This window comes from Mesorhizobium sp. P2_A12 (assembly GCF_056405075.1).
This window is the reverse complement of sequence record NZ_JBFUCU010000006.1, coordinates 88705-114008: the sequence shown is the minus strand read 5'-3', so window position 1 is coordinate 114008 and position 25304 is coordinate 88705. Positions and strand designations below refer to the sequence as shown.

The following is a 25304-nucleotide window of genomic DNA, read 5'->3' as shown; positions in this document are numbered from 1 at the left end:
GGCCTTTTTCGATTGGCAAAACTGCGGAGCGCTTAGCGCTTCGAGAACTGGAAGCTGCGGCGGGCTTTCGCCTTGCCGTACTTCTTGCGCTCGACGACGCGGCTGTCGCGGGTCAGGAAGCCGCCCTTCTTGAGCACGGCGCGCAGCGCCGGCTCGTAGTAGGTCAGCGCCTTGGAGATGCCGTGGCGCACCGCGCCGGCCTGGCCCGAGAGGCCGCCGCCGATGACGGTGGCGACGATGTCGTACTGGCCCGAGCGGTTGGAGGCGATGATCGGCTGGTTGAGGATCATCTGCAGGACCGGACGCGCGAAATAGGTCGCGAATTCCTTGTCGTTGACGATGATCTTGCCGGAACCCGGCTTTACCCAGACACGCGCAATGGCGTTCTTGCGCTTGCCGGTGGCGTAGGCGCGGCCCGACTTGTCGAGCTTCTGGACATGGACGGGTGCCGCGGCCTGCGTGTTGGTGTTGCCGGTGGCGGCGCCCAGTTCTGCGAGCGAGGAAAGCTCAGCCATCTTATGCGACCTTCTTGTTCTTGGAATTCAGCTTGGCCACGTCGAGAACTTCGGGCTGCTGGGCGACATGCGGATGCTCTGCACCTGCATAGACGCGCAGGTTCTTCATCTGCCGACGGCCGAGCGGGCCACGCGGGACCATGCGCTCAACGGCCTTCTCGACGACACGCTCGGGGAAACGACCCTCAAGCAGCTGGCGCGCGGTGCGCTCCTTGATGCCGCCGGGGTGGCCGGTGTGCCAGTAATAGACCTTGTCGGTGAACTTCTTGCCGGTGAACACCACCTTGTCGGCATTGATGACGATGACGTTGTCGCCGTCGTCGACATGCGGGGTGAAGGTCGGCTTGTGCTTGCCGCGAAGATGATTGGCGATAACGGTGGCGAGACGGCCGACGACGAGACCCTCGGCGTCGATCAGGATCCACTTCTTCACCACATCCGCAGGCTTCTGCGAAAAGGTTGTCATGTGTTTTCTGCTTTCGGTTCGGACCTTCATAAGAGAAGGCGTTTCTTGTTGCTTGGATTGGCGGTGAGACGCTTGCCCGCCGCCAATAACAAAACGGCGGCCTTTGCGGGCCGCTGCTTCGTGAGGGCTTATAGGCGAGGGCGGTTGTCGCGTCAAGGCCGTCGAAAGGGCCGGCAGTAGGAAAAGTCTAGCGAAAACAATATCTTGGACAAAAGGTACTATTTTACCACATCGCCATTCCGCTTCGGCGGGATCGAATAGGTGCCGGTGGCATGCGCCACCGTGTGTCCGTCCGGGCCGGCGACGATGTCGATGTCGAACACCATCAGGCTCTTTCCCAACTTCAGGATGCGGCAATGGCCATCGATCGGCCCGGCCTCGGCCTTGCGGACGAAGTTGATGTCGAGGTTGACGGTAACGGAAAGCGCGTCCGGCCCGGCATGAGAGAGCACGCAGACATAGCCGCCGATATCGGCCAGCGTGAACAGCGACGGACCCGACACCGTGCCGCCAGGGCGCAGGTGCCGTTCGTCGGCATTGAGCCGCACGAGGCAACCGCCTGGAAACACGTCGATCGCCTCGTAATGTTTGAACTGGTCGTTGAGCTGGGGATAGACGCTTCCCATCAGCACATTGACTTCCGCCGCGGTCAGCACCGGCTTGAGATTGCTCTGGGCGGGCATGGCGGTCTCCCTCGTATGCGCCTGTTTGAACGCGGCCGGGCATTCTGGCAACACCGTTTCAGCCTTCACTGATGACAATCCTAGCCCAACGGAACAAATGCAGGGCAGCCTTGTCGCTTGTGCCAGCAATCTGTTTGATGGTGTTGGACGAAGCGTGATGGCGTACTAGATTTGAAGCATCCAACCACGATCCTGAATCGCGGAGAAACGACCATGGCTGAAATCCTTGCCATCAAGCCTGCCGCCGTTGAAGGTCCGGTTGTCGCACAACTGGACAAGGGCGTGCTGCGCCTCACGCTTGCCAATCCGCCCGCCAACGCTCTGTCGCTGGCGGTGATGGCGGCGCTGACGGCGGAACTCGATCGTGCCAGAACCGACAAGGCGGTTCGCGTCATCGTTCTCTCGGCAGCCGGCAAGGTGTTCTGCGCCGGCCATGATCTCAAGGAAATGACGGCGCGCCGTGCCGATGCCGATCATGGCAAGGCCTTCTTCGCGGAGACGTTTGCGGCCTGTGCCACGCTGATGCAGGCGATCGTGCGTCATCCCTTGCCGGTCATCGCCGAGGTCGACGGCCTGGCAACGGCCGCCGGGCTGCAACTGGTCGCCAGCTGCGACCTGGCGATTGCGTCGCATGAGGCGACCTTCTGCACCCCGGGCGTCAACATCGGCCTGTTCTGCTCGACGCCGATGGTGGCGCTGTCGCGCAACGTTTCGCGCAAGCACGCGATGGAGATGCTGTTGACCGGCGAGACGATCGATGCGGCAACCGCCAAGGAATTCGGGCTGGTCAACCGCGTCGTGCCGCGCGAATATCTGAATCAGATTGTCACCAAATACGCGCAAACCATTGCTTCCAAATCATCTTTGGTGGTCAAGACCGGCAAGGAAGCCTATTACGCGCAGGCCGAGATGGGACTGGCCGACGCCTATGCCTATACCGGCCGGATCATGGTCGACAACATGCTGGCGCGTGACGCGGAGGAGGGCATTGGCGCCTTCATCGGCAAGCGCAAGCCGCAATGGACGGACGAGTAATCGTGGAACCGCGGATCTCCATCATCACCATCGCGACGGACGATCTCGACCGCGCCGTGCGCTTCTACGAGGCGATGGGCCTGACCCGTCATGCCGGCATCACCGACGGTGTCGCCTTTTTCCAGATGGGCGGCGCCATTCTCGGCCTGTTCCCGCGCGCCAGCGCCGAGGAGGATTCGGGCGTTGCCTTCACTGGGGCGCCGTCCGCCGTCTACCTCGCCTACAACACCCGCTCCGATGCCGAAGTCGACGAGGTGCTCGCCATGGCCGAAAAAGCCGGCGGCCGTATCGTCAAGCCGGCCGGCCGCGCCTTCTGGGGCGGCTGGTACGGATATTTCGCCGATGCCGATGGGCATGTCTGGGAAGTGGCGCACAATCCAGCCTTCCCGATCGCGGAAGACGGCACGATTTCGCTGCCCGATTAATGGCTTACCGCAAGCAGCTGACGCGGCTCAAGGCACCCTATCTCAAGCGCATCCTGTTTGACCCGGCGCGGGTGGGGAAAAATATCCCTGGAACCTGCCGCTGTTTCGCGGCCACGATTTCGCAGGCCTTTATGGAGGAAGCGCTGCGGGAGGATGATGCGTGATCGCAAATGACGACGATCTCAACTGGCGCAGCGAACAGGCGTGCCGCGAAGCCTGGCCGGCAGCGGCCGAAACCGTCGTCGACGGCTGGCTTCTCAGGCGCTCGGGTGGCCGGACCCGGCGCGCAAATTCGGTCAATCCCTTGCGTGGCAAGCGCGGTGCACCCGACAAGGTCATCGACGCCGCCGAGTCTTTCTATGTCCGCCACGACCAGACGCCGCTGTTTCGGGTGCCTGATATCGCCGATGAGCTCGAAGCCGCACTCGACCATCGCGGTTATCAGCTCGAAGGCGGAACCATCCATCTTCATGCCGGTATCGACGACCTGGCGGAGATCCGCGACGGGCGCGTCACTGTATCGCCGGTGCCCGCCGAAGACTGGCTCGCAGCGCGGTTTCGCATGGGCGCCTACGACGACATCGATCGCCGCGTCTTTCGCGAGATGACGGGGCTGATCGCCGGCGACCGGGCGTTCGTGTCCTGTGAATGCGACAGCGAAATTGCCGCCCTGGCCTATGGCGTCATCCGAAACGGGCTGCTTGTGGTGGAATCGGTTGAAACCGACCGCCGCTTCAGGCAGCAAGGCCTGGGGCGCAAGACGGTCGGCGGCCTGATCGGCTGGGCACGACGGGCAGGGGCTGACGCGGCATGCCTGCAAGTGGTGGCCGACAATCCGCCAGGCCGGGCGCTCTATGCCTCGCTTGGATTCAGCCGTGAACTTTACCGCTATCACTACCGCAGGAAGCCGCATGAACCACGATAGTTACGACAACACCTACATTGCCGGCATCCTCAATTCGGTGAAGACCATCGCCATGGTTGGCGCGTCCGCCAATGACGTGAGGCCAAGCTATTTCGTGCTGAAATATCTGCTGGCCAAGGGCTTTTCGGTGTTTCCGATCAACCCGGGCCAGGCCGGCAAGCAAATCCTCGGCCGGATGACCTATGCCAGGCTGGCCGATATTCCCGAACCGATCGACATGGTCGACATCTTTCGCGCGGCGACGGCAGTGCCGGGCATTGTCGATGAGGTGTTTCGGCTCGATCCCTTGCCGAAAGTCCTCTGGATGCAGCTTGGCGTACGCCATGACGAGACAGCCGCGCGCGCCGAGGCCGCCGGCATCAAGGTGGTGATGAACCGCTGCCCCAAGATCGAATATGGCAAGCTGTCCGGCGAGATCGGCTGGACTGGCGTCAATTCCGGCGTGCTGTCGTCGAAGAAGCCGCTGATGCGCCCTGGGTTCCAGAGTTTTGGTGTGCGCCAGAAGTAGAAGAAAAATAATTCCGAAGCGCTATGCATTTTCTCCCGCCTCACGTGTAAATCACCTGCCGAAGGGCATTTTCTTCTTTGCATTCACGCTTGGGCTTCGCCAAGAATGCCCGGCCATTTCAAGAGTTTCAAAAAAGGGAGGTTTCGATGACCCGCACGCCCGGTTTCAACACGCTCGCCGTCCATGCCGGCGCCAAGCCTGACCCGGCCACGGGCGCCCGCGCCACGCCGATCTACCAGACGACCTCCTTTGTCTTCGATGATGCCGACCACGCCGCCTCGCTGTTCGGGCTCAAGGCCTTTGGCAACATCTACACCCGCATCATGAACCCCACCCAGGCGGTGCTGGAAGAGCGCATCGCGGCCCTCGAGGGCGGCACGGCGGCGCTTGCGGTCGCCTCCGGCCATGCCGCCCAAGTGATCGTGTTCCACAATCTGATGCAGCCGGGCGACAATTTCGTCGCCGCCAACAAGCTTTATGGTGGTTCGATCAACCAGTTCGGTCATGCGTTCAAGAATTATGGCTGGGAGGTGCGCTGGGCCGATACCAATGACATCTCGACGTTCGAGAGCCAGATCGACGACAGGACCAAGGCGATCTTCATCGAAAGCCTCGCCAATCCGGGCGGCACCTTCGTCGATATCGAGAAGATCGGCGACATCGCGCGCAAGCACGGCCTGCCGCTGATCGTCGACAACACGCTGGCCTCGCCCTACCTGATCCGCCCGATCGAGCACGGCGCCGACATCGTCGTCCATTCGCTGACCAAGTTCATCGGCGGTCACGGCAATTCGATCGGCGGCGCCATCGTTGATGGCGGTACGTTCGACTGGTCCAAGTCGGGCAAATATCCGATGCTGTCGGAACCGCGCCCCGAATATGGCGGCCTTATCCTGCACGAAACGTTCGGCAATTTCGCTTTCGCCATTGCCGCACGCGTGCTTGGCCTGCGCGACCTCGGTCCGGCGATTTCGCCGTTCAACGCCTTCCTGATCTTGACCGGTCTGGAAACCTTGCCGCTGCGCATGCAGCGCCACTGCGACAACGCCGTGACCGTCGCCGCCTGGCTGTCCAATCATCCCAAGGTCGCCTCGGTGAATTATCCCGGCCTGCCCTCAGACAAGAACCACGCGCTGCAGAAGAAGTACTCGCCGCAAGGCGCCGGCGCCGTGTTCACCTTCGGCCTCAAGGGCGGCTATGACGCCGGCGTCAAATTCGTCGAGGCGCTGGAACTGTTTTCGCACCTGGCCAATGTCGGCGACACCAAGTCGCTGGTCATCCACCCGGCCTCGACCACGCACCGCCAGCTTTCCGACGAGCAGAAGGTCAAGGCCGGAGCCGGTCCGGACACTGTGCGGCTTTCCATCGGCATCGAGGACGTCAACGACATCGTTGCCGACCTCGAACAGGCGCTTGCCAAGGTCTGATCGATCATGACCGCGTTTCTTTCCGTCGACATCAAAAACGTCGAACCCGAATCTGGCGCGCCGGCGTCGGATCGGCTGATCTCGGGCGATCCGAAATTCCGCACCTGGAACGTCGAGGAGCGTGACGGTGGCCTCTATGCCGGCATCTGGGAATCGACCCCGGGCAAATGGCGCATCGTCTATGACGAATGGGAATTCTGCCACATCCTGTACGGCGTTTCGGTGATCGCCGAAGAAGGCGGTGCGGCGCGCACCGTCAAGGCCGGCGACAGCTTTGTTCTCAGGCCCGGCTTCAAAGGCAGCTGGGAAGTGCTTGAAACGACCCGCAAGGAGTATGTGATCAAGCTCTAATGCATGTCGCCCAAAAGTGGCCCCGGTTTTGGGAGAACGACATGCATAAAAACAGGCATCCAGGCCGGGGTCAGACGACGCGATCGATATCGCTGTCCGAAAATCCGTATTGCGCCATCATCTGCCGGTGCCAGTCACCGCCCAGCAATTCATCGAGGCAAGCATCGATGTCCCTGAGCAGGGCGCCGTGGCCCTTGGCGATCGCGAAGGCACCGGCCGATGGCTGTTTTTCGCTGGCCGGGACCTCCACAAGGCCAAGCGGCATTTCGGGCCGCTGGGTCAGATAGCCTCGATGCGCCATCGCAACACTGGCATAGGCGTGCACCACGCCGTTGGCGACTGCATCCGCTGCGTCGGCCTGGGTTGCAAACATCCTGATCTGCTCCGGCGCAATCCCGTTGTGCAACGCCGTGAGATGCTGCACCTGGTCGGCAATGACGCCAAGCAACGCCGTCCGGTCCCTGGCAATGGACTGGTAGCCGCGAAAGCCGCGCGGATTGTCTTTGGCGACCAGCAACCCATCCTCCAACGCCCAGATCGGCCGTGTGAAGTCGACAATCTCTTGGCGCTCGTCGGAGACAAACAAGCCGGTCGTCATGGTCCAGCGGCCCTCGACCAGCCCTGGCAGCAATTCAGCGAATTCGGTCTCGATCGGCCTGAAGCCCGCCAATCCGAGCTTCTCGCCGAGCCTGCGCGCAAGCTCGACGTCACAGCCTGAGACCTCGCCCGATGCACCGGTGAAGCAGAATGGCGGCTCTTCCAGGAAGGCGAATTTCAACTCGGTCATATGCTTGGTCAAACGGTCGCCATCCTATTTCGCCGGGAACTGGCTGAGGCAGGCCTCCGATGCCTTGTCGTGGAAGGTTAGGGCGTCGGCGTCTTCTGCCTCGATATCGGCGTCGGAAATCTCGTTGCGATAATACTGCGCCACGAGATCGAGGCCCTCCTGGCTGATGCCCTGGGTCGGCATTTCGCGCGCAAGGCAGCCGCAAAGGCTGAGCGCTCGGTCCGGTGAGCCAATCTTGTGGTTGGTGAGGATGAAGTCCTGTGCCGGACAGGCATCGAGAAAGCCATCGAAATTCAGCTTCCGCTGCGGCTGGTCGCCATGATTGAAATAGGCCGGCGGCCATTGGCTCTTGCCGCTGGCGACATCGCAGCCGGTGCCGACGTCCTCGGCATTTTTCAGAAGCGCCTGCCAGGCAATCTCCTTCGCGCCTGTCGGATATTCGAAATTGTCGCCCAGCGATGCCGTGTACATGTCGAGATCAGGCTGCGTGAAGCCGGTTACCTGAAACCGGCTGAACCGGCATTGGCATTCAGCCATCACGCGTTCCGCTTCGCCCTCCGCCGGTTGTTCGTTGGATCTGCTTTTCTGGCAGGCCGCCATGAAGGCGGCGCCATCGAGCGACGAGGCAGGAAACGTGGAGGCGTCGACATAGCGTTTTCCGTCCCAGCCGATCATCATCTGGTCGGACTGGATGTCGAGAAAACCGTTTCGTTTGAAGGCGCTGAGCCCGATCTTGTCCTGCGGCACCAGCCTTGCACCGGGAATGTCGCCGAGGACTTCCTGGTAGCTGTCGCCCTCGAGGACGAACAGGAAGTTGCCGCAATGGATGCCGTCGCAGTCCGGCGCATAGCGATAGGCGAAGATCTCGGGAAAACCGTCGAGGTTGAGATCGACCTCGACCGCAAAGGACGGCGGCGGGAAGTCGTTCGATCCGGTCTGCCGCTCCAGCAGGCCGGCCGCCATCTTCTGGGCGATCGCCACGCTGTTTTCCCACGGGATGTTCTCCGGCTGTTGCTGGGCGTGCACCACACCGAGGCATGACAGCATTGCCACTGCGAACGCTGTCGCCGGTCTCGAAAACACCCTCATGTCGCAGCCCCAGGCCCGCGATCGTCAGAAGCCGACGGCGAGCGTTTCCAGCCCATGGAAGTGGTAAGTGTCGCGGAAGCGCGGCGGTTCGGCAAGATGCAGCTTTGGCTGCCGGTCGAACAAGGTTTTCAATGACACCTGCAATTCGAGCCGGGCAAGCGGCGCACCGATGCAGAAATGGATGCCGGCGCCGAAGGACACGTTCTTCTGGTCCGCCCGATCCGGCCTGAAGGCGAGCGGTTCGGCGAAGGCGCGTGGATCGTGATTGGCCATGCCAAGCAGCAACCCGATCGTCTGGCCCGGCTGTACGACGACGCCTGGCGCGACTTCGATCTCCTGATAGGCGTAGCGCGTGAACATGTGCAGTGGCGCGTCGAAGCGCAGGCACTCCTCCACTGTCGCCGCGGTCGCTTCGGGTGAGCCGAAGAAGCGACGGGGATCGCCACCTTGCGAAAGGATCGAGCGCACGGCGTTGCCGGTCTGATGCACGGTCGCTTCATGGCCGGCATTGAGCAGCAGGATCGCCGAGGACACCATCTCGTCCTCCGACAGTTTCTGGCCGTCCTTCTGCGCCGAGATCAGCAGCGACAGCAGGTCGTCACAGGGGTTCTTGCGCCGCTCGGTGATATGGCCGCGCAGGAAATCGGCAAAATCGCCTGCAGCGCGGTTGGCCGTCTCCTCGGTTTCGCGCGTGCGGCTATGCATGTACATGGCGACCATCTGGTGCGACCAGTCGAGCAGTTGCGGCCCCATCTCGACCGGCACGCCGAGCATTTCGGCAATGATGGTGATCGGCAGCGGCGCCGCGAAGGCGGGCAAGAGGTCGACGGTTCCGTCGGGTTGGAAACGGTCGATCAACTCGTTGGCGAGCGCTTCGACGCGTGGCCGCAGCCGTTCGACCTGGCGCGAGACGAAGGCGCGGTTGACCAGCGTTCTCAGCCGCGTGTGCACCGGTGGCTCCAACTCCAGCATCGAATTGGCCTCGATGCCGTCGAATGCCCTGAGATGACTGCGGTCCTGGCCGACACCGCGCCTGTCTGGAATGCCGGCCGGATTCTGTCGGCCGAAGCGGCGGTCGCGCAGCAGCCGGTTGACGTCGTCGAAGCCGCCAAAGCACCAGAAGCCGAACTCTTCCCAGAAGAATGCATTCGAGGTGCCGTGCAGAAAGGCGTAGGCCTCGTAAGGATCTTGAAAAAAGGCAGGCTCGTGCGGATCGAGCCGCAGGTGGCGGATGGCTGGATCAAAGGCCAGATAAGGTGGCGTCAATTTGGTCATGCCAGACCAATAGCGCGGCTTGCCAGCCCGGTTCCAGACCGTATGTTGCGCCCGATAGCCCAATGCGTTGAGCCAGCCATATGGCTGCGGAAAGACTGACCTGATGGATGTGATCGTTGTCGGCGCGGGCATTGCCGGTCTTTCCACCGCGTGGTCGCTGGTCAAGGCCGGCCACAGCGTTTCGATCGTCGAGCAGGGACCGATCCCAAACCCGCGGGCGGCATCAGGCGACCATCACCGCATCATCCGCCGCGCCTATCGGGCCGGTACCGGCTATGGCCGGCTGATCACCGAAGCCTATCAGGCCTGGGACGAGATGTGGACCGATCTCGGCGAAAGCCACCTCGATCCCAGAGGTTTTGTCTGCATTTCGCGCGCGCCGGGCGACGAGGCCGAAGAATATCGCGAGGGCCTGGAGGAGGGGAATTTCCCTTTCGAATTGCTGGCGCCGGAGGCAGCCGCGCAACGCTGGCCGTTTCTTGAGGCTGGCTCGTTCCGCTATGCTTATTTTTCGACCGAAGGCGGCGCGCTGCACTGCCGCAAGATCGCCTCCGGCCTGGCCAAATGGCTGCGGACCAATGGCGCCAATGTCTATGAGAACAGCAAGGTCGTCGAAATCGACGAGGAAACCGGCCACATCGTGCTCGAAAGCGGCGAAACGATGCAGGCCGACCGCATCGTCGTCACTGCCGGTGCCTGGGTGTTGAAACTTTTCCCGGAACTGGACGGCGAACTGAAGACCTATCGAACGGCACTTGCCTATGTCGAACCGCCGGCCGACCTCAAGGCCGCCTGGCAGGCAGCACCGGTCGTCCTCGATGTCGGCGGTACGGTCGACGGCCACGTGATCCCGCCTTCCGGCGGCGCCGGCATGAAATTCGGTTCCGGAGTGCACAGGGTGCCGACCAGCGACGCCGACTGGAACCGTGAGCCGGTGCCGGGCGAGGGTGAGGCGATCCGCAACCTGTTTTCGCCGCCGATCGCCCGCATCGATGAGTATGAGGTGACCGAGGTCGTCACCTGCGCCTACACCTTCACCGCCGACGAGAAATTCATGGCGTACGAGAAGGGCAGATGCCTGATCGTCTCAGCCTGCTCCGGCCATGGCTACAAATTCGGTGCTGCGGTCGGCCGGCGCGTTGCCGCCGCCATTGGTGATGGCGACATCGCCGGACTGAAGCGCTGGCTGCGGGCGGAGGTGGCCTGAACCGCGCCAGGTCGAAGACTTGTGGCGGCTCAGCGATTGAGCTCGTCGGCGGCGGCCATGACTTCGGACACAATCGCCCGCACATCATCTGGGGTCGTTCTATGATTGACGAAACACGCCCGCAGCGCGAAGTGACCGTTGACCGTTGCGTTCGACAGATACACCCGGCCGCGCGCGATCACGCGGCGCAGGATCGCTTCGTTGTCCTTCGAGCGGTGGCGGAAACAGACTGCGCTTAACGATACCGGCGCAAGCTGTTCCAGATCCGGCTGCGACGCGATTGTCTGTGCGAGCATCTGGGCATGGTGGAGATCGCGTGTGATGGCTTCGCGATAGGCGCGGCGTCCGTGGTACTGCAGCGACATCCAGAGCTTCAGCGCGCGGAAGCGTCGAGAGAGCTCGATCGACTCCTCGAAGAACGCAAATGCTTCCGTCGGGTCATTGCTCAGTATCCTGACGTAGTCGTCGCTGTGCGAAAAAGTCGTTCGCGCGATGTCTGGGCGGCGATAGAGCAGACAGCCGCAATCGAGTGGCTGATAGAGCCATTTGTGCGCATCGAGCGACAGCGAATCCGCAGAAGACAACCCCTGGAACTTTTCCGGCACCGCCAGAGCCGCCAGTCCCCCATAGGCACCGTCGACATGCATCCAGAGCGCTTCCCTCCGAGCGATCTCTGCAATTTCGGGGAGGGGATCGATCGCGCCGGAGACGATGGTGCCGACTGTAGCCACGATGGCGATCGGCACGTTTCCGGCCTCGCGGTCGGCAACAATAGCTGCCTGGAGGGCGTCCGGTCGCATTCTGAATTTGTCGTCGACAGCGATCAAGCGAAGGTTTTTTCTGCCGATGCCCAGCAGTGCGACGGCCTTGGGAATGGACATGTGCACTTGTTCGGAAGCATAGACCACGCAAGGCCGTGCACCTGTTTCGTTGGCGGGCGACTTCGCTTCCCGCGCCATCGCCAATGCCATGAGGTTGGCCGTCGAGCCTCCGCCGCACAGGCTGCCGGCAAATCCGATGCAGCCGACAGCGTCAGCCAACCATCCGACAACCGCGCGTTCGATCGATGTTGCCGCCGGCGCCGACCGCCACGAGGTCACATTCTGATTGAGCGCCGCAGCGAGCAACTCTCCCAGCGCGCCGACCGGCTCGCCCGAGCCGACGACGTAACCGAAGAATCTGCCTGTCGAAGGTCGCACATGCTCTGAGATCGACTTGAAGTCCTGCAAGACTTCCCGACCACGACCGTTCTCGGGCCAAGGTCGCGAGAAGAGTTCGGTCGTGTGTTTGCCGCTGGTCAAGGGGTACGTCCGACGTCGCTCAAGGGACGCCCAATAGCTTTTGGCGAGCCCCAGGGCTTCTTCCGCAAGATCTGATAGTTCTTGATTGGAAATTTCAAGGTCGCGCATGTTCTCAGTCCCCGCCGAAACCCCGCTGCGGCGCAGGCTACCCTCCCGGCTGCAGTCCAACAACCTCTCATCATTGGGGGCTATTTGGTGCCGTGATCGGCGTGAACGCAGCTAATCCTGGCAGTGCCTGGGAATATGCACGCGCCGCCAGCCGGATGACCCTTCGCGCACCAGCACGCGCCGCGCGACGGTCCGGTAGGAGGCAGGAACATTGATGATGCGCCTTTGCTCCGGCTGCACCAGCACCTCCTCGGCGATGCTGTCGTATTGCGCCGGGGTGACGACACGCCGTGTCCGTTCGGGCTCGATCACCACGGTCTCGGCGACACGCCCGAAGCGCGCCTTGTGCCAGATCTTGCACAGCACCTTGCGGCCATGGATGACGCGCCATTCCCAGGAATAGCCGCCATCATCGACCTGGACCGTATGGTAGACGGCGCGGGTGACCGCGGGCACGATCTCGTAGGTCACTTGTGCCGGAACCGTCATCACCACGCGTTCCCGGGTGCCATAGATAGCCGGGACATAGTCGACCTGCTGGCCGGCCGGGCTGACCAGCACGTCTTCGTAGACGGTGTCGTAGACATCAGGTGTGCGGACCGGTTCATAGCATTCGACGGCGCGGCCGCCGGCCGACGTTTGCGAAATCGTGCCGAGCACGGTCAGCCCGGCAATGGCGAAGCATGCGGTTTTCCTGAACATGACACTCCCCCTGTTGAACGGCACAATGACGGTTCAACGTTGGATTGTAGGGGAAGCGGCGTCGGGAAAAAGGGGATTTGCCGTATTTCGTTAAGCAATGCGGTTAAGAAATTGCTACGAATGGTGATGATACCGCCGAACGATGACGACACCGGTCGATGATCCCGTGAATAACCTTGATTCGACTTACCCAGATGGCTAGGACGGGTCGGCCTTGCACAAGGATGAGCCGGCATCCTATTTACGGAATGACGATCCAGAACCGATTCTGCCCGATCTGCCAGCCTTCCCGGCGCCGGAATCCCACCGCGAGATAAGAGATAACTAATGAAGAACCCCGTCGAAACCTACATGAACCTCGTTCCGATGGTGGTCGAACAGACCAATCGCGGCGAGCGGGCCTACGACATTTTCTCGCGCCTCCTCAAGGAGCGCATCATTTTCATCACCGGTCCGGTCGAGGACGGCATGGCGACGCTGGTCTGCGCGCAGCTTTTGTTCCTGGAAGCCGAGAATCCGAAGAAGGAAATCAACCTCTACATCAATTCGCCTGGCGGGGTCGTCACCTCGGGCATGGCGATCTACGACACCATGCAGTTCATCAAGCCGGCCGTCTCGACGCTCTGCATCGGCCAGGCCGCCTCGATGGGTTCGCTGCTTTTGACCGCCGGCCACAAGGACATGCGCTTCGCCACGCCGAACGCCCGCATCATGGTTCACCAGCCGTCCGGCGGCTTCCAGGGCCAGGCGTCCGACATCGAGCGCCACGCCCAGGACATCATCAAGCTGAAGCGTCGCCTCAACGAGGTCTACGTCAAGCACACCGGCAAGAGCTACGAAGAGATCGAAAAGACGCTCGACCGCGACCATTTCATGACCGCCGACGAAGCCAGGGATTTCGGCCTCATCGACAAGGTCATTTCGTCGCGCGAGCCGGTCGAAGGCGCTGTGGCATAAGGGCTAGTTGGCAGTTGGATGACGGCATCACGCGCTTTTGGCGCATCTTGCGGCATTTCGGCCACAATTGGCTGTTCCCTCGGGGGCCAGGATTGCCTACGTTAAGGCTATGTTGAGTTTCGGCGGCTTAGCTTTATGCGGGGCTGTCGCGAATCATTGCCACGTTTTCTGATTTGTGTTTCGTACGGAATGCGTTGCAAGAGCCGGACACTGGCGGCGGCGGATTCCCGCGATAGATGAGAGTATGCGCCCTTTCAGCCAGACCATCGGCGGGCGGCCATGAAAGGACATGAAAATGAGCAAGGTCGGCAACAACAGCGGCGATTCCAAGAATACGCTCTACTGCTCGTTTTGCGGCAAAAGCCAGCACGAAGTGCGCAAGCTGATCGCCGGTCCGACGGTCTTCATCTGCGACGAGTGCGTCGAGCTCTGCATGGACATCATCCGCGAGGAGAACAAGACCTCGATGGTGAAGTCGCGCGAGGGCGTGCCGACACCGCAGGAGATCCTCAAGGTTCTCGACGATTACGTCATCGGCCAGCCCTACGCCAAGCGCGTGCTGTCGGTGGCCGTCCACAACCACTACAAGCGACTCGCGCATGCCGGCAAGAACAACGATGTCGAGCTGGCCAAGTCGAACATCCTTTTGATCGGCCCGACCGGTTGCGGCAAGACGCTGCTGGCCCAGACGCTGGCCCGCATCATCGACGTGCCCTTCACCATGGCTGATGCCACGACGCTGACCGAAGCCGGTTATGTCGGCGAGGATGTCGAAAACATCATCCTCAAGCTGCTGCAGTCGGCCGACTACAATGTCGAGCGGGCGCAGCGCGGCATCGTCTACATCGACGAGATCGACAAGATTTCGCGCAAGTCCGACAATCCCTCCATCACCCGCGACGTGTCGGGCGAGGGCGTGCAGCAGGCGCTGCTGAAGATCATGGAAGGCACCGTCGCCTCCGTGCCGCCGCAGGGCGGCAGGAAGCACCCGCAACAGGAATTCCTGCAGGTCGACACCGCCAACATCCTGTTCATCTGCGGCGGCGCCTTCGCCGGGCTGGACAAGATCATCTCGGATCGCGGCAGAAAGACCTCGATCGGCTTCGGCGCCATCGTCGCTTCGCCCGAGGATCGCCGCACAGGCGATGTCTTCCGCCTGGTCGAGCCCGAGGATCTCTTGAAATTCGGTCTTATCCCCGAATTTGTCGGCCGTCTGCCGGTCCTTGCGACCTTGGAGGACCTCGACGAGCCGGCGCTGATCCAGATCCTGACCGAGCCGAAGAACGCGCTGGTCAAGCAGTATCAGCGGCTGTTCGAGATGGAGAATGTCGACCTGACCTTCCACGAGAACGCCCTGTCGGCGATCGCCAAGCGCGCCATCGAGCGCAAGACCGGGGCGCGCGGCCTGCGCTCGATCATGGAAGCGATCCTGCTCGACACGATGTTCGAACTTCCCGCGCTCGAAGGCGTGCGCGAAGTGGTAATTTCGGAAGAGGTGGTTACCGGCAGTGCCCGGCCGCTCTATATCTATTCCGAGCAGAAGGAAAAGAAGGGCAATGTCAGCGCCTGACATGAGCCCAAAGCGGAATTGTGAAACGGCGCCGCAAGGCGCCGTTTTGCTGTCACGCAGGGTTTTGCGGCTGTGCCCGGACTGGCCGTCGCAAATCTGTCACTTGCGGGCAAGTTGGAGGAGCGGATTTGTACGGGCCCCTTGATCTTTGTGGATCGTGCATCCAACTAACGGGAGAAGGCCGAGGTGCCCGATTTCTGTGCTGTAAAACTCCCGTCATAAACGGTGGTAGGCGGAACGATCCCCGGTCGTTAATATGAGATTCGCGGTTGGCTGATTGGCGGCCGCGACATGAAAGGTTGGACAATGGCCAAAATATCCAAGGCTCCCAGCGACGGCGTCTTCGCAGTCCTCCCACTGCGCGACATCGTGGTGTTCCCGCACATGATCGTTCCGCTCTTCGTCGGGCGTGAAAAGTCGATCAAGGCGCTGGAAGAGGTGATGGGTCAGGAGAAGCAGATCCTGCTCGCCACCCAGATGAATGCCGCCGACGACGATCCCGAGCCCGATGCCATCTTCGACATCGGCACGCTCGCCAATGTGCTGCAATTGCTGAAGCTGCCCGACGGCACCGTCAAGGTTCTGGTCGAAGGCGCCTCGCGCGCGAAAATCGTCTCGTTCACCGACCGCCCCGACTTCCACGAGGCCCGCGCCACGGCGCTGGTCGAGCCGGAAGAGGAAGAGGTCGAGGTCGAGGCGCTGGCTCGCTCGGTGGTCACCGACTTCGAGAACTACGTCAAGCTGAACAAGAAGATCTCGCCAGAAGTGGTGGGTGCCGCCAGCCAGATCGACGACTATTCCAAGCTCGCCGACACGGTCGCTTCGCATCTCGCCATCAAGATTCCTGAGAAGCAGGAAATGCTGGCCACGCTCTCGGTCAAGGAGCGGCTGGAAAAGGCGATGGGCTTCATGGAAGCCGAAATCTCCGTCCTGCAGGTGGAGAAGCGCATCCGTTCGCGCGTCAAGCGCCAGATGGAGAAGACGCAGCGCGAATACTACCTGAACGAGCAGATGAAGGCGATCCAGAAGGAGCTCGGCGAAGGCGAGGACGGCCGCGACGAGGCTGCCGAGATCGAGGCGCGCATCAAGAAGACCAAGCTTTCCAAGGAGGCCCGCGAAAAGGCGGAAGCCGAGTTGAAGAAGCTCAGGACGATGTCGCCCATGTCGGCGGAATCGACCGTCGTGCGCAACTATCTCGACTGGATCCTGTCGATCCCGTGGGGCAAGAACTCCAAGGTCAAGCAGGACCTGGCTTTCGCGCAGAACGTGCTCGACACCGATCATTTCGGCCTCGACAAGGTCAAGGACCGTATCGTCGAGTACCTTGCCGTGCAAAGCCGCCAGAAGAAGCTGAAGGGGCCGATCCTGTGCCTCGTCGGCCCTCCCGGCGTCGGCAAGACCTCGCTCGGCAAGTCGATCGCCAAGGCGACCGGTCGCGAATTCATCCGCATGGCGCTCGGCGGCGTGCGTGACGAAGCCGAGATCCGTGGCCATCGGCGCACCTATATCGGCTCGATGCCCGGCAAGGTCATCCAGTCGATGAAGAAGGCGAAGAAGTCCAACCCGCTCTTCCTGCTCGACGAGATCGACAAGATGGGCCAGGACTTCCGTGGCGATCCGTCGTCGGCGCTGCTCGAGGTGCTCGATCCGGAACAGAACTCGACGTTCATGGACCATTACCTCGAGGTCGAATACGACCTGTCGAGCGTGATGTTCGTGACGACGGCGAACACGCTGAACATCCCTGCGCCTTTGATGGACCGCATGGAGATCATCCGTATCGCCGGCTACACCGAGGACGAGAAGATCGAGATTGCCAAGCGGCACCTGATGCCGAAGGTGGTGCGCGACCATGCCCTGCAGCCGAAGGAGTTCTCCGTCGGCGAGGACGCGATCCGCGCCATCATCCAGACCTACACCCGTGAAGCGGGCGTCAGAAGTCTGGAGCGCGAGCTGATGAAGCTCGGGCGCAAGGCGGTGACCGAGATCCTGAAGACGAAGAAGAAGACGGTCAACATCACGGCGGCGAACCTCGCCGACTATCTCGGTGTTCCGCGCTTCCGCTTCGGCCAGGTCGAGGCTGACGATCAGGTCGGTGTCGTTACCGGGCTTGCCTGGACGGAAGTCGGCGGCGAGCTGCTGACGGTCGAAGGCGTCATGATGCCCGGCAAGGGCCGCATGACGGTGACCGGCAACCTGCGCGACGTGATGAAGGAATCGATTTCAGCGGCGGCCTCCTATGTCCGCTCGCGCGCCATCGATTTCGGCATCGAGCCGCCGCTGTTCGACAAGCGCGACATCCACGTGCACGTGCCGGAAGGTGCGACGCCCAAGGATGGACCGTCGGCCGGCGTGGCGATGGCGACCGCGATCATCTCCGTCTTGACCGGCATTCCGATCAAGGCCGATGTGGCGATGACCGGCGAGATCACGCTGCGCGGCAGGGTGCTGCCGATCGGCGGCCTCAAGGAGAAGCTGCTTGCCGCATTGCGCGGCGGCATCAAGAAGGTGCTGATCCCGGAAGACAACGCCAAGGACCTGGCGGAGATTCCGGACAACGTGAAGAACGGTATGGAGATCATCCCGGTCTCGCGGGTCGGTGAGGTATTGCGCCACGCGCTGGTGCGTATGCCGGAGCCGATCGAGTGGGTCGAACCTGTCAATCCGCCGGCGACGACCGACACCGCGGACGATGCCGGCAAGACGCTTGCACATTAGAGCGGCGGCGCGCGTCCAACTGGACGCGCAAAGGACGCTCTGACACTCGGGACTTGCGCATGGTCCCTTCCGAAAACCGGCTACGGTTTTCGGGGTCATGCGTAAGTTTTCGCTAAGGTTGCAGTGCACAAACAGAGAGCCGGGCTTCGCGCCCGGCTTTTTCATGTGAAAAACCCCGGAATTCCGGGCTTTTTCCGCTTTTTCTTGGGCATTTCGACTTGGTTGCGGGAGCGCTTCTTTCTAAAGTCCGTTTCCTGCCGGATGAGTCGTAAGTTCCGGTGTTCTCATGGAAGGGAATTTTTATGAACAAGAACGAACTGGTGTCCGCTGTCGCCGACGCCGCGAGCATTTCGAAGGGTGACGCACAGTCGGCGGTCGACGCGGTGTTTTCCGTGATCACCGGCGAACTGAAGAAGGGCGGCGATGTCCGGCTTGTCGGCTTTGGCAATTTCACAGTGTCAAAGCGTGCGGCTTCGACGGGCCGCAACCCGCAGACAGGCGCCGAAGTCCAGATCCCGGCGCGTACCGTGCCGAAGTTCTCGGCCGGCAAGGGCCTCAAGGACGCGGTCAACTAAGCGACTTTTTCTTTTCAGAGACCAGAAAAGCCGGGCTTGCCCCGGCTTTTCATTTTCGTGGCCTACACAGGTACGTGCGACCAGAAAAGCCGGGCTTGCCCGGCTTTCTTTTTGGTGCCCGAGGATGTGCGTCGCGCGCGCCCAAACCAAACTATGCGGTCGGCGCCTCGGCGCGCATCAGGCCTTCCTGCTTGAGATCGGCCCAGAGCGCCGCCGGCAGTTTCGCATCGAGCAACGAACGGTTGCTCTCGACTTCGCTCGGCCGCTGGCCACCGGGGATCACCGAAACCACCGAAGGGTGCAGCAGCGGGAATTGCAGGGCAGCCTCGATCAGCCGCACGCCGTGGCGCTCGCAGACCGCGTCGATGCGGGCAACGCGCTCCATGATGTCCTGTGGCGCCTCGGAGTAGTTGTAATACGCGCCGGGCTTTGGCCCGGTCGCCAGAATGCCGGAGTTATAGGGTCCGCCCAGAACGATGCCGATGCCGCGCGCCTGGCAGAGCGGCAGGAAGGACGCCAGCGCTTCCTGTTCGAGCAGTGTATAGCGCCCGGCAAGCAGGAACAGGTCGAAATCGCCGCGCTCGGCCAGCGTCTGGGCAACCTGCCACTCATTGATGCCGCCGCCGAACGCCTTGATCACGCCCTGGTCGCGGAGGGACAGCAGCCCGTAATAGCCAGAGCGCATGAACTCCTCGATGCGGCGGTCGGACGCTTCCTTGCTGCCATGGGTGAAGATGTCGACATCGTGCACGAAGAGGATGTCGATACGGTCGACGCCGAGGCGCTCGAGTGAGGCTTCGAACGAACGCATGACGCCGTCATAGCTGTAGTCGTAAACCTCGCGGCGCGACGGCGTGTCGAAGAACTTGCCGATGCCGGTGCGCTGTTCCGGCGGGCAGGCGCGCATGATGCGGCCGACCTTGCTCGACAGCACATAGTCATCGCGCTTCTTCGAGCGCAGGAACGGATTGAGCCGCGTTTCCGACAGGCCCAGCCCGTAGAGCGGCGCGGTGTCGTAATAGCGGCAGCCAGTCGCCCAGGCGGCCTCCAGCGTGGCGTTGGCGTCCTCGTCCGAGACGGCACGGTAGAGATTGCCGAGCGGCGCGGTGCCGAAGCCGAGCTCGGTAAAGGGGATGCCGCCATTGCCGATGCGGTCGAAGTGCCGTGTCTTCATATTCTGCTGTCTGCCTCACGTGATTTGTCTGACATGACACTATCATGCCTGTGGCTCGGCAAAAGCGTCGCGGACCGTTGGACACGCATTTTCGCGGTTGCTAGCATGAGCGAAATCAAGCTGTTCGTCGAAGCGAGAGCGACAATCTCCGGGATGATTTCGATGCCAGGTTCGCCGTGATCGACAACAGCGAAAATCCGTTCAAGACCGCGCTTGGCGAACTCGGCAGCGTGCTGGCACGCGTCGACAGCAGCCGCATCGACGCCGCCTGCAAGATGCTGGCAGGAGCCAGACAAATCGTCGTCTATGGCTGCGGCCGCGAGGCCTTGCAGGTCAAGGGCTTTGCCATGCGGCTCTATCATCTCGGCCTGCCGGTCTCGGTGGTCGGCGACATGAACACGCCACCGTTGGGGCCCGGCGATGTCTTCCTGGCCAGTTCAGGGCCGGGAGAAACCTCGACCGTGCTCACCTTGATGCAGGTCGCGCACGGTGCCGGCGCAACGAACCTGCTGCTGACTGCCCAGGCCGAAAGCAGTGCGGCAAGACAAGCCGATTTCACGCTGCTCATTCCCGCGCAGACCATGGCCAACGATCAGGGGACCCAAAAAACGTCGGTGCTGCCGATGGGCTCGGTGTTCGAAGGGGCGCTGTTCCTGCTGTTCGAGGTGATGGTGCTGAAGCTTAGGGAATTGATCGGCGCGTCACCGGAAGCGATGCGTGCCCGCCACACCAACATGGAATAGATCATGCGCTACGAACTGATGCTGCCGCACCAGATCCGCAAGGCGATCGCCGAGAACTGGCCGGTCGCGTTGCCGCTCGGCGTGCTCGAATACCATGGCGAGCACATGGCCGTCGGCATGGATACACTGGCCGTCATCAAGACGCTGGAGCTGTTCGAGAAGGAGCGCGACATCGTCATCCTGCCGCCCTTCTACTACGGCGCGGCAAGCTACGCCGTGGCGGCGCCGGAAGGCAGCGGCTCGGTGCAGGTCGGCGGCAACGCGCTGGCGCCGTTCGGCGATGAGCTGTTCTACAGCCTGCTGCGCGTCGGCTTTCGTAACATCCACGCCATCATCCACCACCAGACCGAGAATTTCGCCGCCGGCATGCCGACCGATCTCGCCTTCAAGACCGCCGGTCGCCAGGCGATCTTCCGCTTCCTCGAAAAGGAACGCGGCGAGGGCTGGTGGGGCTCGGAGGCGATGGCTAACTATTATGCCGAGCACGCCGAGGGCGGCAATTTCTTCAACTGGGTGCAGGTGCATCCGCTGATGTCGGCGGCAATGAACGGCAAGTACCCGTTCGACCATGCCGGCATCGGCGAGACCTCGCTGATGCTGGCGCTATGCCCGGAGGCTGTCGATGCCAGTCACTTCGAAGACAACAAGAGCTGGTACACCGCGACCGCCAAGGACGCTTCGGCCGAGCTCGGGCAAAAGGGCGTCGCCATGATCATGGATCATTTGCGCGCCACGCTTTTAGCCTAGATGGCCCCCTTCCCCCTTGTCGTGGGAGAAGGGAAAACGGATCGCCTATTTCACCGCTCCCGCGGTCATGCCCATGATCAGATAGCGTTCGAGCGCGATGCCGATGACGGCCAATGGCGCAATCGCCGCAGTGGCAAGCGCTGCCATCGACCACCAGTTGATGCCTTGCGAGCCGGTCTGGCTTGCCACCATGACCGGAATTGTCTTGGCGTCGGTCGATGTCAAAAGGGCCGCGAAGAAATACTCGTTCCAGCACAGCACCATCGCCAGGATGAAGGCGGCGACCATGCCGGGCAGGGCGATCGGCATGACGATGCGGAAGAAAGCGCCCCAGATCGACAGCCCGTCGACGAGCGCCGCTTCCTCGAGCTCGACGGGTATGGAATTGAACTGGTCGCGCATGATCCAGATGACGATCGGCAGCACCATCAGCGTGTAGAGCAGGATCAGCCCGACGCGCGTGTCGAGCAGGCCAACTTCGCGGTAGAGCACCAGGAAGGGCAAAGCCAGCACCACCGGCGGCAGGATCAGCTGCGACAGGAAGAAGAACGAGATATCCTCGTTCTTGAACCAGGCGAAATGGTAGCGGTAGCGGGTAAGCCCGTAGGCAGCGAGGCTACCGATGATGATGGCGAGGCTCGATGCGCCGACCGAGGTGATCACCGAATTCATGAACCGCTTGAGGAATTCCTCGCGCACCGTCGAGGTCTGGAAGATCGAATCCGGTGACAGACCGAGCGAGCGCCAGCCCTTCCAGTCCGGCTGGAAGTCGACGAACGGGATAAGGTGGCCCTGGGTGACGTCGACCGCTGTCTTGAACGAGGTGGTTATCGTCCAGTAGATCGGAAACAGGCAGATGAACGCCCAGAAGGCGAGGGCGCCATAGATGAAGACGCGGCTGGCGACGAAGCTCGCCGGCGAGCGGATCTCCGAGGCGACGTATTCAGTGGTCTGGACGCTCATCTGGCTTCAATTCACCCCATCTTGCTTCAATTGACATTGCGCACGAAGCGGTTGGCAAATTTCAACAGCCACGTGACGAACACGACAATGATGACCAGATACGCCATCGCCAGCATGGTTCCGTAGCCGACATTCGAGCGGTCGCGATATTCGCGGTAGATGAAGCTCGACACGGAATCGGTGGCGCCACCCGGGCCGCCCGACGTCACCGTGATGATGATATCGGCGAGCTTCAGCTTGAAGATGATGCGCAGGATCACCGCTGTCACCGACACCGGCAGCATCAGTGGGAAGGTAACCTGCCAGAAGGTCTGCCAGGGATTGGCGCCGTCGACCCGCGCGGCTTCGAGCACTTCGCGCGACATTGCCTGCAGCCCGGCAAGCAGCATGATCATCATGAACGGAATGAAGGTCCAGGCGTCCAGAACCATGATCGAGATGCGCGCCGTGATCGGATCCGAGAAGAAGGCGGGATTTTCCCAGCCGAGATGGCGCGCCAGGGTCGCGGCCGGTCCGAACCGGTACTCCATCAGCGATTTGCCGATCATCCAAGACACCGCCACCGGCGACAGCATCAAGGGCAAGAGGAAGACAACACGGAAGAATTTTCGCGCACGGATCTGCGCGTTGAGCAGCAGCGCCAGGCCAAAGGCAATGACATATTCGACCGCCACCGCCAGCACGTAGAGCGCCATGTTCAACAGCGCGTTGCGGTAGTAGGGGTCGCCGAGCATCTGCCAGAAATTGTCGAGCCCGTTGAACTTGCGGCCGCTGAAGGAGCTGAGGTTCCAGTCGGTGAGCGCTATGTAGAAGCCGAACAGTGTCGGGAAGATCACCATGGCGATGGTGAATAGCAGCGCCGGCAGCAGGAACAGCGCACGCTGGCCATCCTCGCCGCGCGTCAGCACCTGGCCGATGCCGAGCGCCACGCCCCACAGCACATAGGCGTAGACGACAGGGCGCCAGGTTTCGAAGCCGACAGTGTCGGCATCGGTCTTGTACAGGATCTCCAGCGCGATCACCGCCAGCAGGCCGAGCGTCGCAACGGCCATCAGCCCCCAGCCGAGACGTTTTCGGCTAGGAGAAATCAGATCGGAAGGGCCGGCATCTGCCGGCCACTGGTTTGCGGTCGAAGTCTGGTCAGCCACAAATCTCGCCCGTTTGAAGGCTCCTCAAGGAGCCGGAGCCGGTCTGCTGTGGTCCGGCGTTGCCGCCGGACCACGGTTTCACATAGCCTACATGCCGAGTGAGGCCTTGTAGAGCTTGACCTGGTTGTCGCGGCCAATCTGGTCGGTCAGCTTCTCCCAGGCAGCCGCGATCGCGTCGGCGCCTTCCTGTGCCTTCATCTTGCCGGCGAAGGTGTTGGCCAAAATATCCTCGGCGGCGCTGTAGTACTGGAAGATGCCGGGGATGCGCGGCTCGATCGCCGCGTTCGGATGGTTGTAGCTGTCGGCTTCCGACTTGAGATACGAGGTGATGAACGCCTCGTCATAGCCGGCCGCCACCCATTCCGGAATGTCGAAATGGGAATTGCGGTAGGGCTGGAAGCCCGACGGATACGCCGCGCACCAGAGCGAAAGGTCCTTGCCGCCGAGATGGGCTGCCGCCGACCAGGCTGCCTTCTTCTTCTTCTCGTCGCTGTCGACGCGGGCCATGACATAGACGCCCCAGCCGAGATAGGCGCAATTCGGCGCATAGTTCGGGCCGCTGGCGAGCTTGTCCCATTTGCCGGTCTTGGAGTTGTAGACATCGTCCGAGCCCGGCAGGATCGAGAAGCCAGTGACGTCGCCGACGACCGAGGAGTCGTTAGTCTTCGCATTCGAGCCAGCGTCTCCCCACCAAGCCAGCATCGAACCAGTGCCGCCCAGGAATTGGGAGAAACAGGTCTGGTTCGGGTCGGCATTGATTTGATCCTGCGGTTCGGAAGGCAGCGCGTCGATGACGTCCTGGATCGCCCGCACCCAAGCCGGGTTGTTGACGCGCGGCTTCATCGTTTCGGCGTCGAACAGCCACGCCTTGTCATCAGGGTGCTTGGCATAAGCACTGGCACGGCTGCCGAGGAAGTAGAAGCCAAATCCACCCCATGGCTTGGGCGCGTCGAGGTAGCCGTAGACGTCCTGGCCCTTCATCTGCTTGCCCTTGAGGAACTTGGTCACGGCCTGCACCTGCTGCCAGGTCTTCGGCACGCCCCATTCCGTCAGGCCAGCTTTGTCCCCGCTATCGGCTTTCCAGGCTGCTGCCAGATCAGAGTCGGAGAACACGTCGGTGCGGTAGTTGAAGTTGTGCGTGTCGCCGTCGACGGTCACGCGATACTGCTTGCCGTTCCAGGTGCCGACCGGCGGCTTCAGATAGGCAACAATGTCGTCCATATCGATCTGCTTCCTGACCCAGTCCGGCATTTCGGAGGTCAGGCCCTTGCCGCAGACGTCGCCTTCGAAGGGCGCGCCCATCTCGACGATATCAAAGTCGATTGTGTTCGTGGCGATAGCCTGCTGCAGGCGAGGATTGTAGTCCGCCTGTGCAAGGTCGATCCAGTTGATCTTGGCCCCGGTATAGGCCTCCCACGGCTTCAGGAAGCCGCGGAACAGCACATTGTGCAGGTTCTGGTTGTTGAGGCCCATGAAGGAGAGTTCGACGCCGGCGAATTCGCCTTCCTTGACGTTGGCCTTCGTGGCTTCGAGGCAGAGTTCACCGACTTTTTGGAAATCGGCATCAGTCGGCTGGCCCTTGCCAACGCCGGGGATCTGCAGGATCTGCTTGCGCAGTTCGCTCGCGGCGGATGCCGGACGCGTCAACGCGCCGAGACCGGCGCTGGATGCTGCCGAGAGCGCGGCTATGCTGGCCGCACCCTTCAAGATGTCGCGTCTTGTGGCACCGGCACGCACCAGTTGTTCGTAAAGACCTGTTCTCATCGACTATTCCTCCCAGAAAATCAGTGTGAATGGATGTGGCCACTCTGTCGGACGCTGGAGCGCCAGCGATACGCCCGGCTCGGAAACGAATTGGCAGGACCCCACCCTGCGTCGATTGAAGCTCCGATTGCGGATCTGGTT

25 protein-coding genes and 1 pseudogene are annotated in these 25304 nt (G+C 61.8%); 14 read left to right on the top strand and 12 right to left on the bottom strand.

Going from position 1 to position 25304, the window contains the following annotated elements; all coding sequences use genetic code 11:
- Window positions 1-32 precede the first annotated feature (32 nt).
- From rpsI to AC1DZU_RS16105, 3 genes are all read right to left on the bottom strand, one after another.
- Window positions 33-515 carry a 30S ribosomal protein S9 gene (gene rpsI / locus AC1DZU_RS16115; protein WP_457152847.1) on the bottom strand — a complete coding sequence of 161 codons (483 nt, stop codon included), beginning with the start codon at window positions 513-515 and terminating at the stop codon, window positions 33-35.
- Between the two features lies 1 nt (window position 516).
- Window positions 517-981, bottom strand: coding sequence for a 50S ribosomal protein L13 (rplM, locus tag AC1DZU_RS16110; protein WP_010915638.1), 465 nt, complete (start codon window positions 979-981; stop codon window positions 517-519).
- A 218-nt stretch (window positions 982-1199) separates the two neighbouring features.
- The gene (locus AC1DZU_RS16105) at window positions 1200-1664 is read right to left on the bottom strand and encodes a PaaI family thioesterase (protein WP_477286227.1); all 465 of its coding nucleotides are present in this window, start codon (window positions 1662-1664) and stop codon (window positions 1200-1202) included.
- Window positions 1665-1877: 213 nt separating this feature from the next.
- Between AC1DZU_RS16105 and AC1DZU_RS16100 the strand changes: the two genes are divergently transcribed.
- From AC1DZU_RS16100 to AC1DZU_RS16070, 7 genes and pseudogenes are all read left to right on the top strand, one after another.
- Window positions 1878-2699: an enoyl-CoA hydratase gene (locus tag AC1DZU_RS16100; protein ID WP_477286225.1), complete on the top strand. Its 822-nt coding sequence runs from the start codon at window positions 1878-1880 to the stop codon at window positions 2697-2699.
- A gap of 2 nt (window positions 2700-2701) precedes the next feature.
- Window positions 2702-3124, top strand: coding sequence for a VOC family protein (locus tag AC1DZU_RS16095; protein ID WP_477286223.1), 423 nt, complete (start codon window positions 2702-2704; stop codon window positions 3122-3124).
- Window positions 3124-3245: pseudogene (locus AC1DZU_RS16090) on the top strand (AAA family ATPase); the annotation flags it as partial. The gene AC1DZU_RS16095 and the pseudogene AC1DZU_RS16090, both read left to right, overlap by 1 nt.
- A 39-nt stretch (window positions 3246-3284) precedes the next feature.
- Entirely contained in the window at window positions 3285-4049 is a 765-nt protein-coding gene (locus AC1DZU_RS16085; protein WP_477286221.1) for a GNAT family N-acetyltransferase, read from the top strand.
- The gene (locus tag AC1DZU_RS16080; RefSeq protein WP_477286219.1) at window positions 4036-4557 is read left to right on the top strand and encodes a CoA-binding protein; all 522 of its coding nucleotides are present in this window, start codon (window positions 4036-4038) and stop codon (window positions 4555-4557) included. Before AC1DZU_RS16085 ends, AC1DZU_RS16080 begins: the two co-directional genes overlap by 14 nt.
- 146 nt (window positions 4558-4703) lie before the next feature.
- Window positions 4704-5984, top strand: a complete 1281-nt coding sequence (locus tag AC1DZU_RS16075; RefSeq protein ID WP_095081250.1) for an O-acetylhomoserine aminocarboxypropyltransferase — start codon at window positions 4704-4706, stop codon at window positions 5982-5984.
- A 6-nt stretch (window positions 5985-5990) separates the two neighbouring features.
- Window positions 5991-6335 (top strand): cupin domain-containing protein, encoded by a 345-nt coding sequence (locus AC1DZU_RS16070; protein ID WP_477286217.1) that lies wholly within the window; start codon window positions 5991-5993, stop codon window positions 6333-6335.
- 70 nt (window positions 6336-6405) lie between these two features.
- On the opposite strand, the gene AC1DZU_RS16065 is transcribed toward AC1DZU_RS16070, so the two are convergent.
- From AC1DZU_RS16065 to AC1DZU_RS16055, 3 genes are read right to left on the bottom strand one after another with little or no spacing between them, the layout of a single operon-like run.
- Window positions 6406-7134 carry a transporter substrate-binding domain-containing protein gene (locus AC1DZU_RS16065; protein WP_477286215.1) on the bottom strand — a complete coding sequence of 243 codons (729 nt, stop codon included), beginning with the start codon at window positions 7132-7134 and terminating at the stop codon, window positions 6406-6408.
- Between the two features lie 12 nt (window positions 7135-7146).
- Window positions 7147-8211 carry a hypothetical protein gene (locus AC1DZU_RS16060; RefSeq protein WP_477286213.1) on the bottom strand — a complete coding sequence of 355 codons (1065 nt, stop codon included), beginning with the start codon at window positions 8209-8211 and terminating at the stop codon, window positions 7147-7149.
- Window positions 8212-8235: 24 nt separating this feature from the next.
- Window positions 8236-9486, bottom strand: a complete 1251-nt coding sequence (locus AC1DZU_RS16055) for a cytochrome P450 (protein ID WP_477286484.1) — start codon at window positions 9484-9486, stop codon at window positions 8236-8238.
- A gap of 103 nt (window positions 9487-9589) precedes the next feature.
- Here AC1DZU_RS16055 and AC1DZU_RS16050 point away from each other — a divergent pair, with 103 nt between their 5' ends.
- Window positions 9590-10693, top strand: a complete 1104-nt coding sequence (locus AC1DZU_RS16050) for an NAD(P)/FAD-dependent oxidoreductase (protein WP_477286211.1) — start codon at window positions 9590-9592, stop codon at window positions 10691-10693.
- A 29-nt stretch (window positions 10694-10722) separates the two neighbouring features.
- On the opposite strand, the gene AC1DZU_RS16045 is transcribed toward AC1DZU_RS16050, so the two are convergent.
- Entirely contained in the window at window positions 10723-12102 is a 1380-nt protein-coding gene (locus AC1DZU_RS16045) for a pyridoxal phosphate-dependent decarboxylase family protein (protein WP_477286209.1), read from the bottom strand.
- 111 nt (window positions 12103-12213) lie between these two features.
- Window positions 12214-12804: a hypothetical protein gene (locus AC1DZU_RS16040; RefSeq protein WP_477286207.1), complete on the bottom strand. Its 591-nt coding sequence runs from the start codon at window positions 12802-12804 to the stop codon at window positions 12214-12216.
- Between the two features lie 327 nt (window positions 12805-13131).
- Here AC1DZU_RS16040 and clpP point away from each other — a divergent pair, with 327 nt between their 5' ends.
- From clpP to AC1DZU_RS16020, 4 genes are all read left to right on the top strand, one after another.
- Complete coding sequence (clpP, locus tag AC1DZU_RS16035; RefSeq protein ID WP_095081259.1) at window positions 13132-13761, top strand: ATP-dependent Clp endopeptidase proteolytic subunit ClpP; 630 nt, start codon at window positions 13132-13134, stop codon at window positions 13759-13761.
- Window positions 13762-14056: 295 nt separating this feature from the next.
- Complete coding sequence (gene clpX, locus AC1DZU_RS16030) at window positions 14057-15331, top strand: ATP-dependent Clp protease ATP-binding subunit ClpX (protein WP_023759839.1); 1275 nt, start codon at window positions 14057-14059, stop codon at window positions 15329-15331.
- Between the two features lie 306 nt (window positions 15332-15637).
- Window positions 15638-18049, top strand: coding sequence for an endopeptidase La (gene lon / locus AC1DZU_RS16025; protein ID WP_184870800.1), 2412 nt, complete (start codon window positions 15638-15640; stop codon window positions 18047-18049).
- Between the two features lie 302 nt (window positions 18050-18351).
- Window positions 18352-18624, top strand: a complete 273-nt coding sequence (locus AC1DZU_RS16020; protein WP_023798342.1) for an HU family DNA-binding protein — start codon at window positions 18352-18354, stop codon at window positions 18622-18624.
- Window positions 18625-18775: 151 nt separating this feature from the next.
- On the opposite strand, the gene AC1DZU_RS16015 is transcribed toward AC1DZU_RS16020, so the two are convergent.
- Entirely contained in the window at window positions 18776-19798 is a 1023-nt protein-coding gene (locus AC1DZU_RS16015) for an aldo/keto reductase (RefSeq protein WP_477286203.1), read from the bottom strand.
- Between the two features lie 176 nt (window positions 19799-19974).
- On the opposite strand from AC1DZU_RS16015, the gene AC1DZU_RS16010 reads away from it, so the two are divergent.
- Complete coding sequence (locus tag AC1DZU_RS16010; RefSeq protein ID WP_477286201.1) at window positions 19975-20541, top strand: SIS domain-containing protein; 567 nt, start codon at window positions 19975-19977, stop codon at window positions 20539-20541.
- Between the two features lie 3 nt (window positions 20542-20544).
- Window positions 20545-21288, top strand: a complete 744-nt coding sequence (locus tag AC1DZU_RS16005) for a creatininase family protein (protein ID WP_477286199.1) — start codon at window positions 20545-20547, stop codon at window positions 21286-21288.
- A 45-nt stretch (window positions 21289-21333) separates the two neighbouring features.
- Here AC1DZU_RS16005 and AC1DZU_RS16000 read toward each other — a convergent pair whose 3' ends face one another.
- From AC1DZU_RS16000 to AC1DZU_RS15990, 3 genes are all read right to left on the bottom strand, one after another.
- A complete protein-coding gene (locus tag AC1DZU_RS16000; RefSeq protein ID WP_477286197.1) occupies window positions 21334-22251 on the bottom strand; it encodes a carbohydrate ABC transporter permease in 918 nt (305 codons plus the stop codon).
- A 26-nt stretch (window positions 22252-22277) separates the two neighbouring features.
- Window positions 22278-23399, bottom strand: coding sequence for a carbohydrate ABC transporter permease (locus AC1DZU_RS15995; protein ID WP_477286195.1), 1122 nt, complete (start codon window positions 23397-23399; stop codon window positions 22278-22280).
- Window positions 23400-23486: 87 nt separating this feature from the next.
- Window positions 23487-25163 (bottom strand): ABC transporter substrate-binding protein, encoded by a 1677-nt coding sequence (locus AC1DZU_RS15990; RefSeq protein ID WP_477286193.1) that lies wholly within the window; start codon window positions 25161-25163, stop codon window positions 23487-23489.
- Window positions 25164-25304: the final 141 nt, after the last annotated feature.

What these genes read in the sequence shown, in the direction of transcription:
- AC1DZU_RS16005 (WP_477286199.1), top strand. Translation starts at nt 20,545, where the DNA reads ATGCGCTACGAACTGATGCTGCCGCACCAGATCCGCAAGGCGATCGCC.
- AC1DZU_RS16075 (WP_095081250.1), top strand. Translation starts at nt 4,704, where the DNA reads ATGACCCGCACGCCCGGTTTCAACACGCTCGCCGTCCATGCCGGCGCC.
- AC1DZU_RS16020 (WP_023798342.1), top strand. Translation starts at nt 18,352, where the DNA reads ATGAACAAGAACGAACTGGTGTCCGCTGTCGCCGACGCCGCGAGCATT.
- rplM (WP_010915638.1), bottom strand. Translation starts at nt 981, where the DNA reads ATGACAACCTTTTCGCAGAAGCCTGCGGATGTGGTGAAGAAGTGGATC.
- AC1DZU_RS16080 (WP_477286219.1), top strand. Translation starts at nt 4,036, where the DNA reads ATGAACCACGATAGTTACGACAACACCTACATTGCCGGCATCCTCAAT.
- AC1DZU_RS16000 (WP_477286197.1), bottom strand. Translation starts at nt 22,251, where the DNA reads ATGAGCGTCCAGACCACTGAATACGTCGCCTCGGAGATCCGCTCGCCG.
- AC1DZU_RS16015 (WP_477286203.1), bottom strand. Translation starts at nt 19,798, where the DNA reads ATGAAGACACGGCACTTCGACCGCATCGGCAATGGCGGCATCCCCTTT.
- AC1DZU_RS16055 (WP_477286484.1), bottom strand. Translation starts at nt 9,486, where the DNA reads ATGACCAAATTGACGCCACCTTATCTGGCCTTTGATCCAGCCATCCGC.
- AC1DZU_RS15990 (WP_477286193.1), bottom strand. Translation starts at nt 25,163, where the DNA reads ATGAGAACAGGTCTTTACGAACAACTGGTGCGTGCCGGTGCCACAAGA.
- AC1DZU_RS16040 (WP_477286207.1), bottom strand. Translation starts at nt 12,804, where the DNA reads ATGTTCAGGAAAACCGCATGCTTCGCCATTGCCGGGCTGACCGTGCTC.
- clpX (WP_023759839.1), top strand. Translation starts at nt 14,057, where the DNA reads ATGAGCAAGGTCGGCAACAACAGCGGCGATTCCAAGAATACGCTCTAC.
- AC1DZU_RS16070 (WP_477286217.1), top strand. Translation starts at nt 5,991, where the DNA reads ATGACCGCGTTTCTTTCCGTCGACATCAAAAACGTCGAACCCGAATCT.
- AC1DZU_RS16105 (WP_477286227.1), bottom strand. Translation starts at nt 1,664, where the DNA reads ATGCCCGCCCAGAGCAATCTCAAGCCGGTGCTGACCGCGGCGGAAGTC.
- AC1DZU_RS16100 (WP_477286225.1), top strand. Translation starts at nt 1,878, where the DNA reads ATGGCTGAAATCCTTGCCATCAAGCCTGCCGCCGTTGAAGGTCCGGTT.
- clpP (WP_095081259.1), top strand. Translation starts at nt 13,132, where the DNA reads ATGAAGAACCCCGTCGAAACCTACATGAACCTCGTTCCGATGGTGGTC.
- AC1DZU_RS16045 (WP_477286209.1), bottom strand. Translation starts at nt 12,102, where the DNA reads ATGCGCGACCTTGAAATTTCCAATCAAGAACTATCAGATCTTGCGGAA.
- lon (WP_184870800.1), top strand. Translation starts at nt 15,638, where the DNA reads ATGGCCAAAATATCCAAGGCTCCCAGCGACGGCGTCTTCGCAGTCCTC.
- AC1DZU_RS16050 (WP_477286211.1), top strand. Translation starts at nt 9,590, where the DNA reads ATGGATGTGATCGTTGTCGGCGCGGGCATTGCCGGTCTTTCCACCGCG.
- rpsI (WP_457152847.1), bottom strand. Translation starts at nt 515, where the DNA reads ATGGCTGAGCTTTCCTCGCTCGCAGAACTGGGCGCCGCCACCGGCAAC.
- AC1DZU_RS16060 (WP_477286213.1), bottom strand. Translation starts at nt 8,211, where the DNA reads ATGAGGGTGTTTTCGAGACCGGCGACAGCGTTCGCAGTGGCAATGCTG.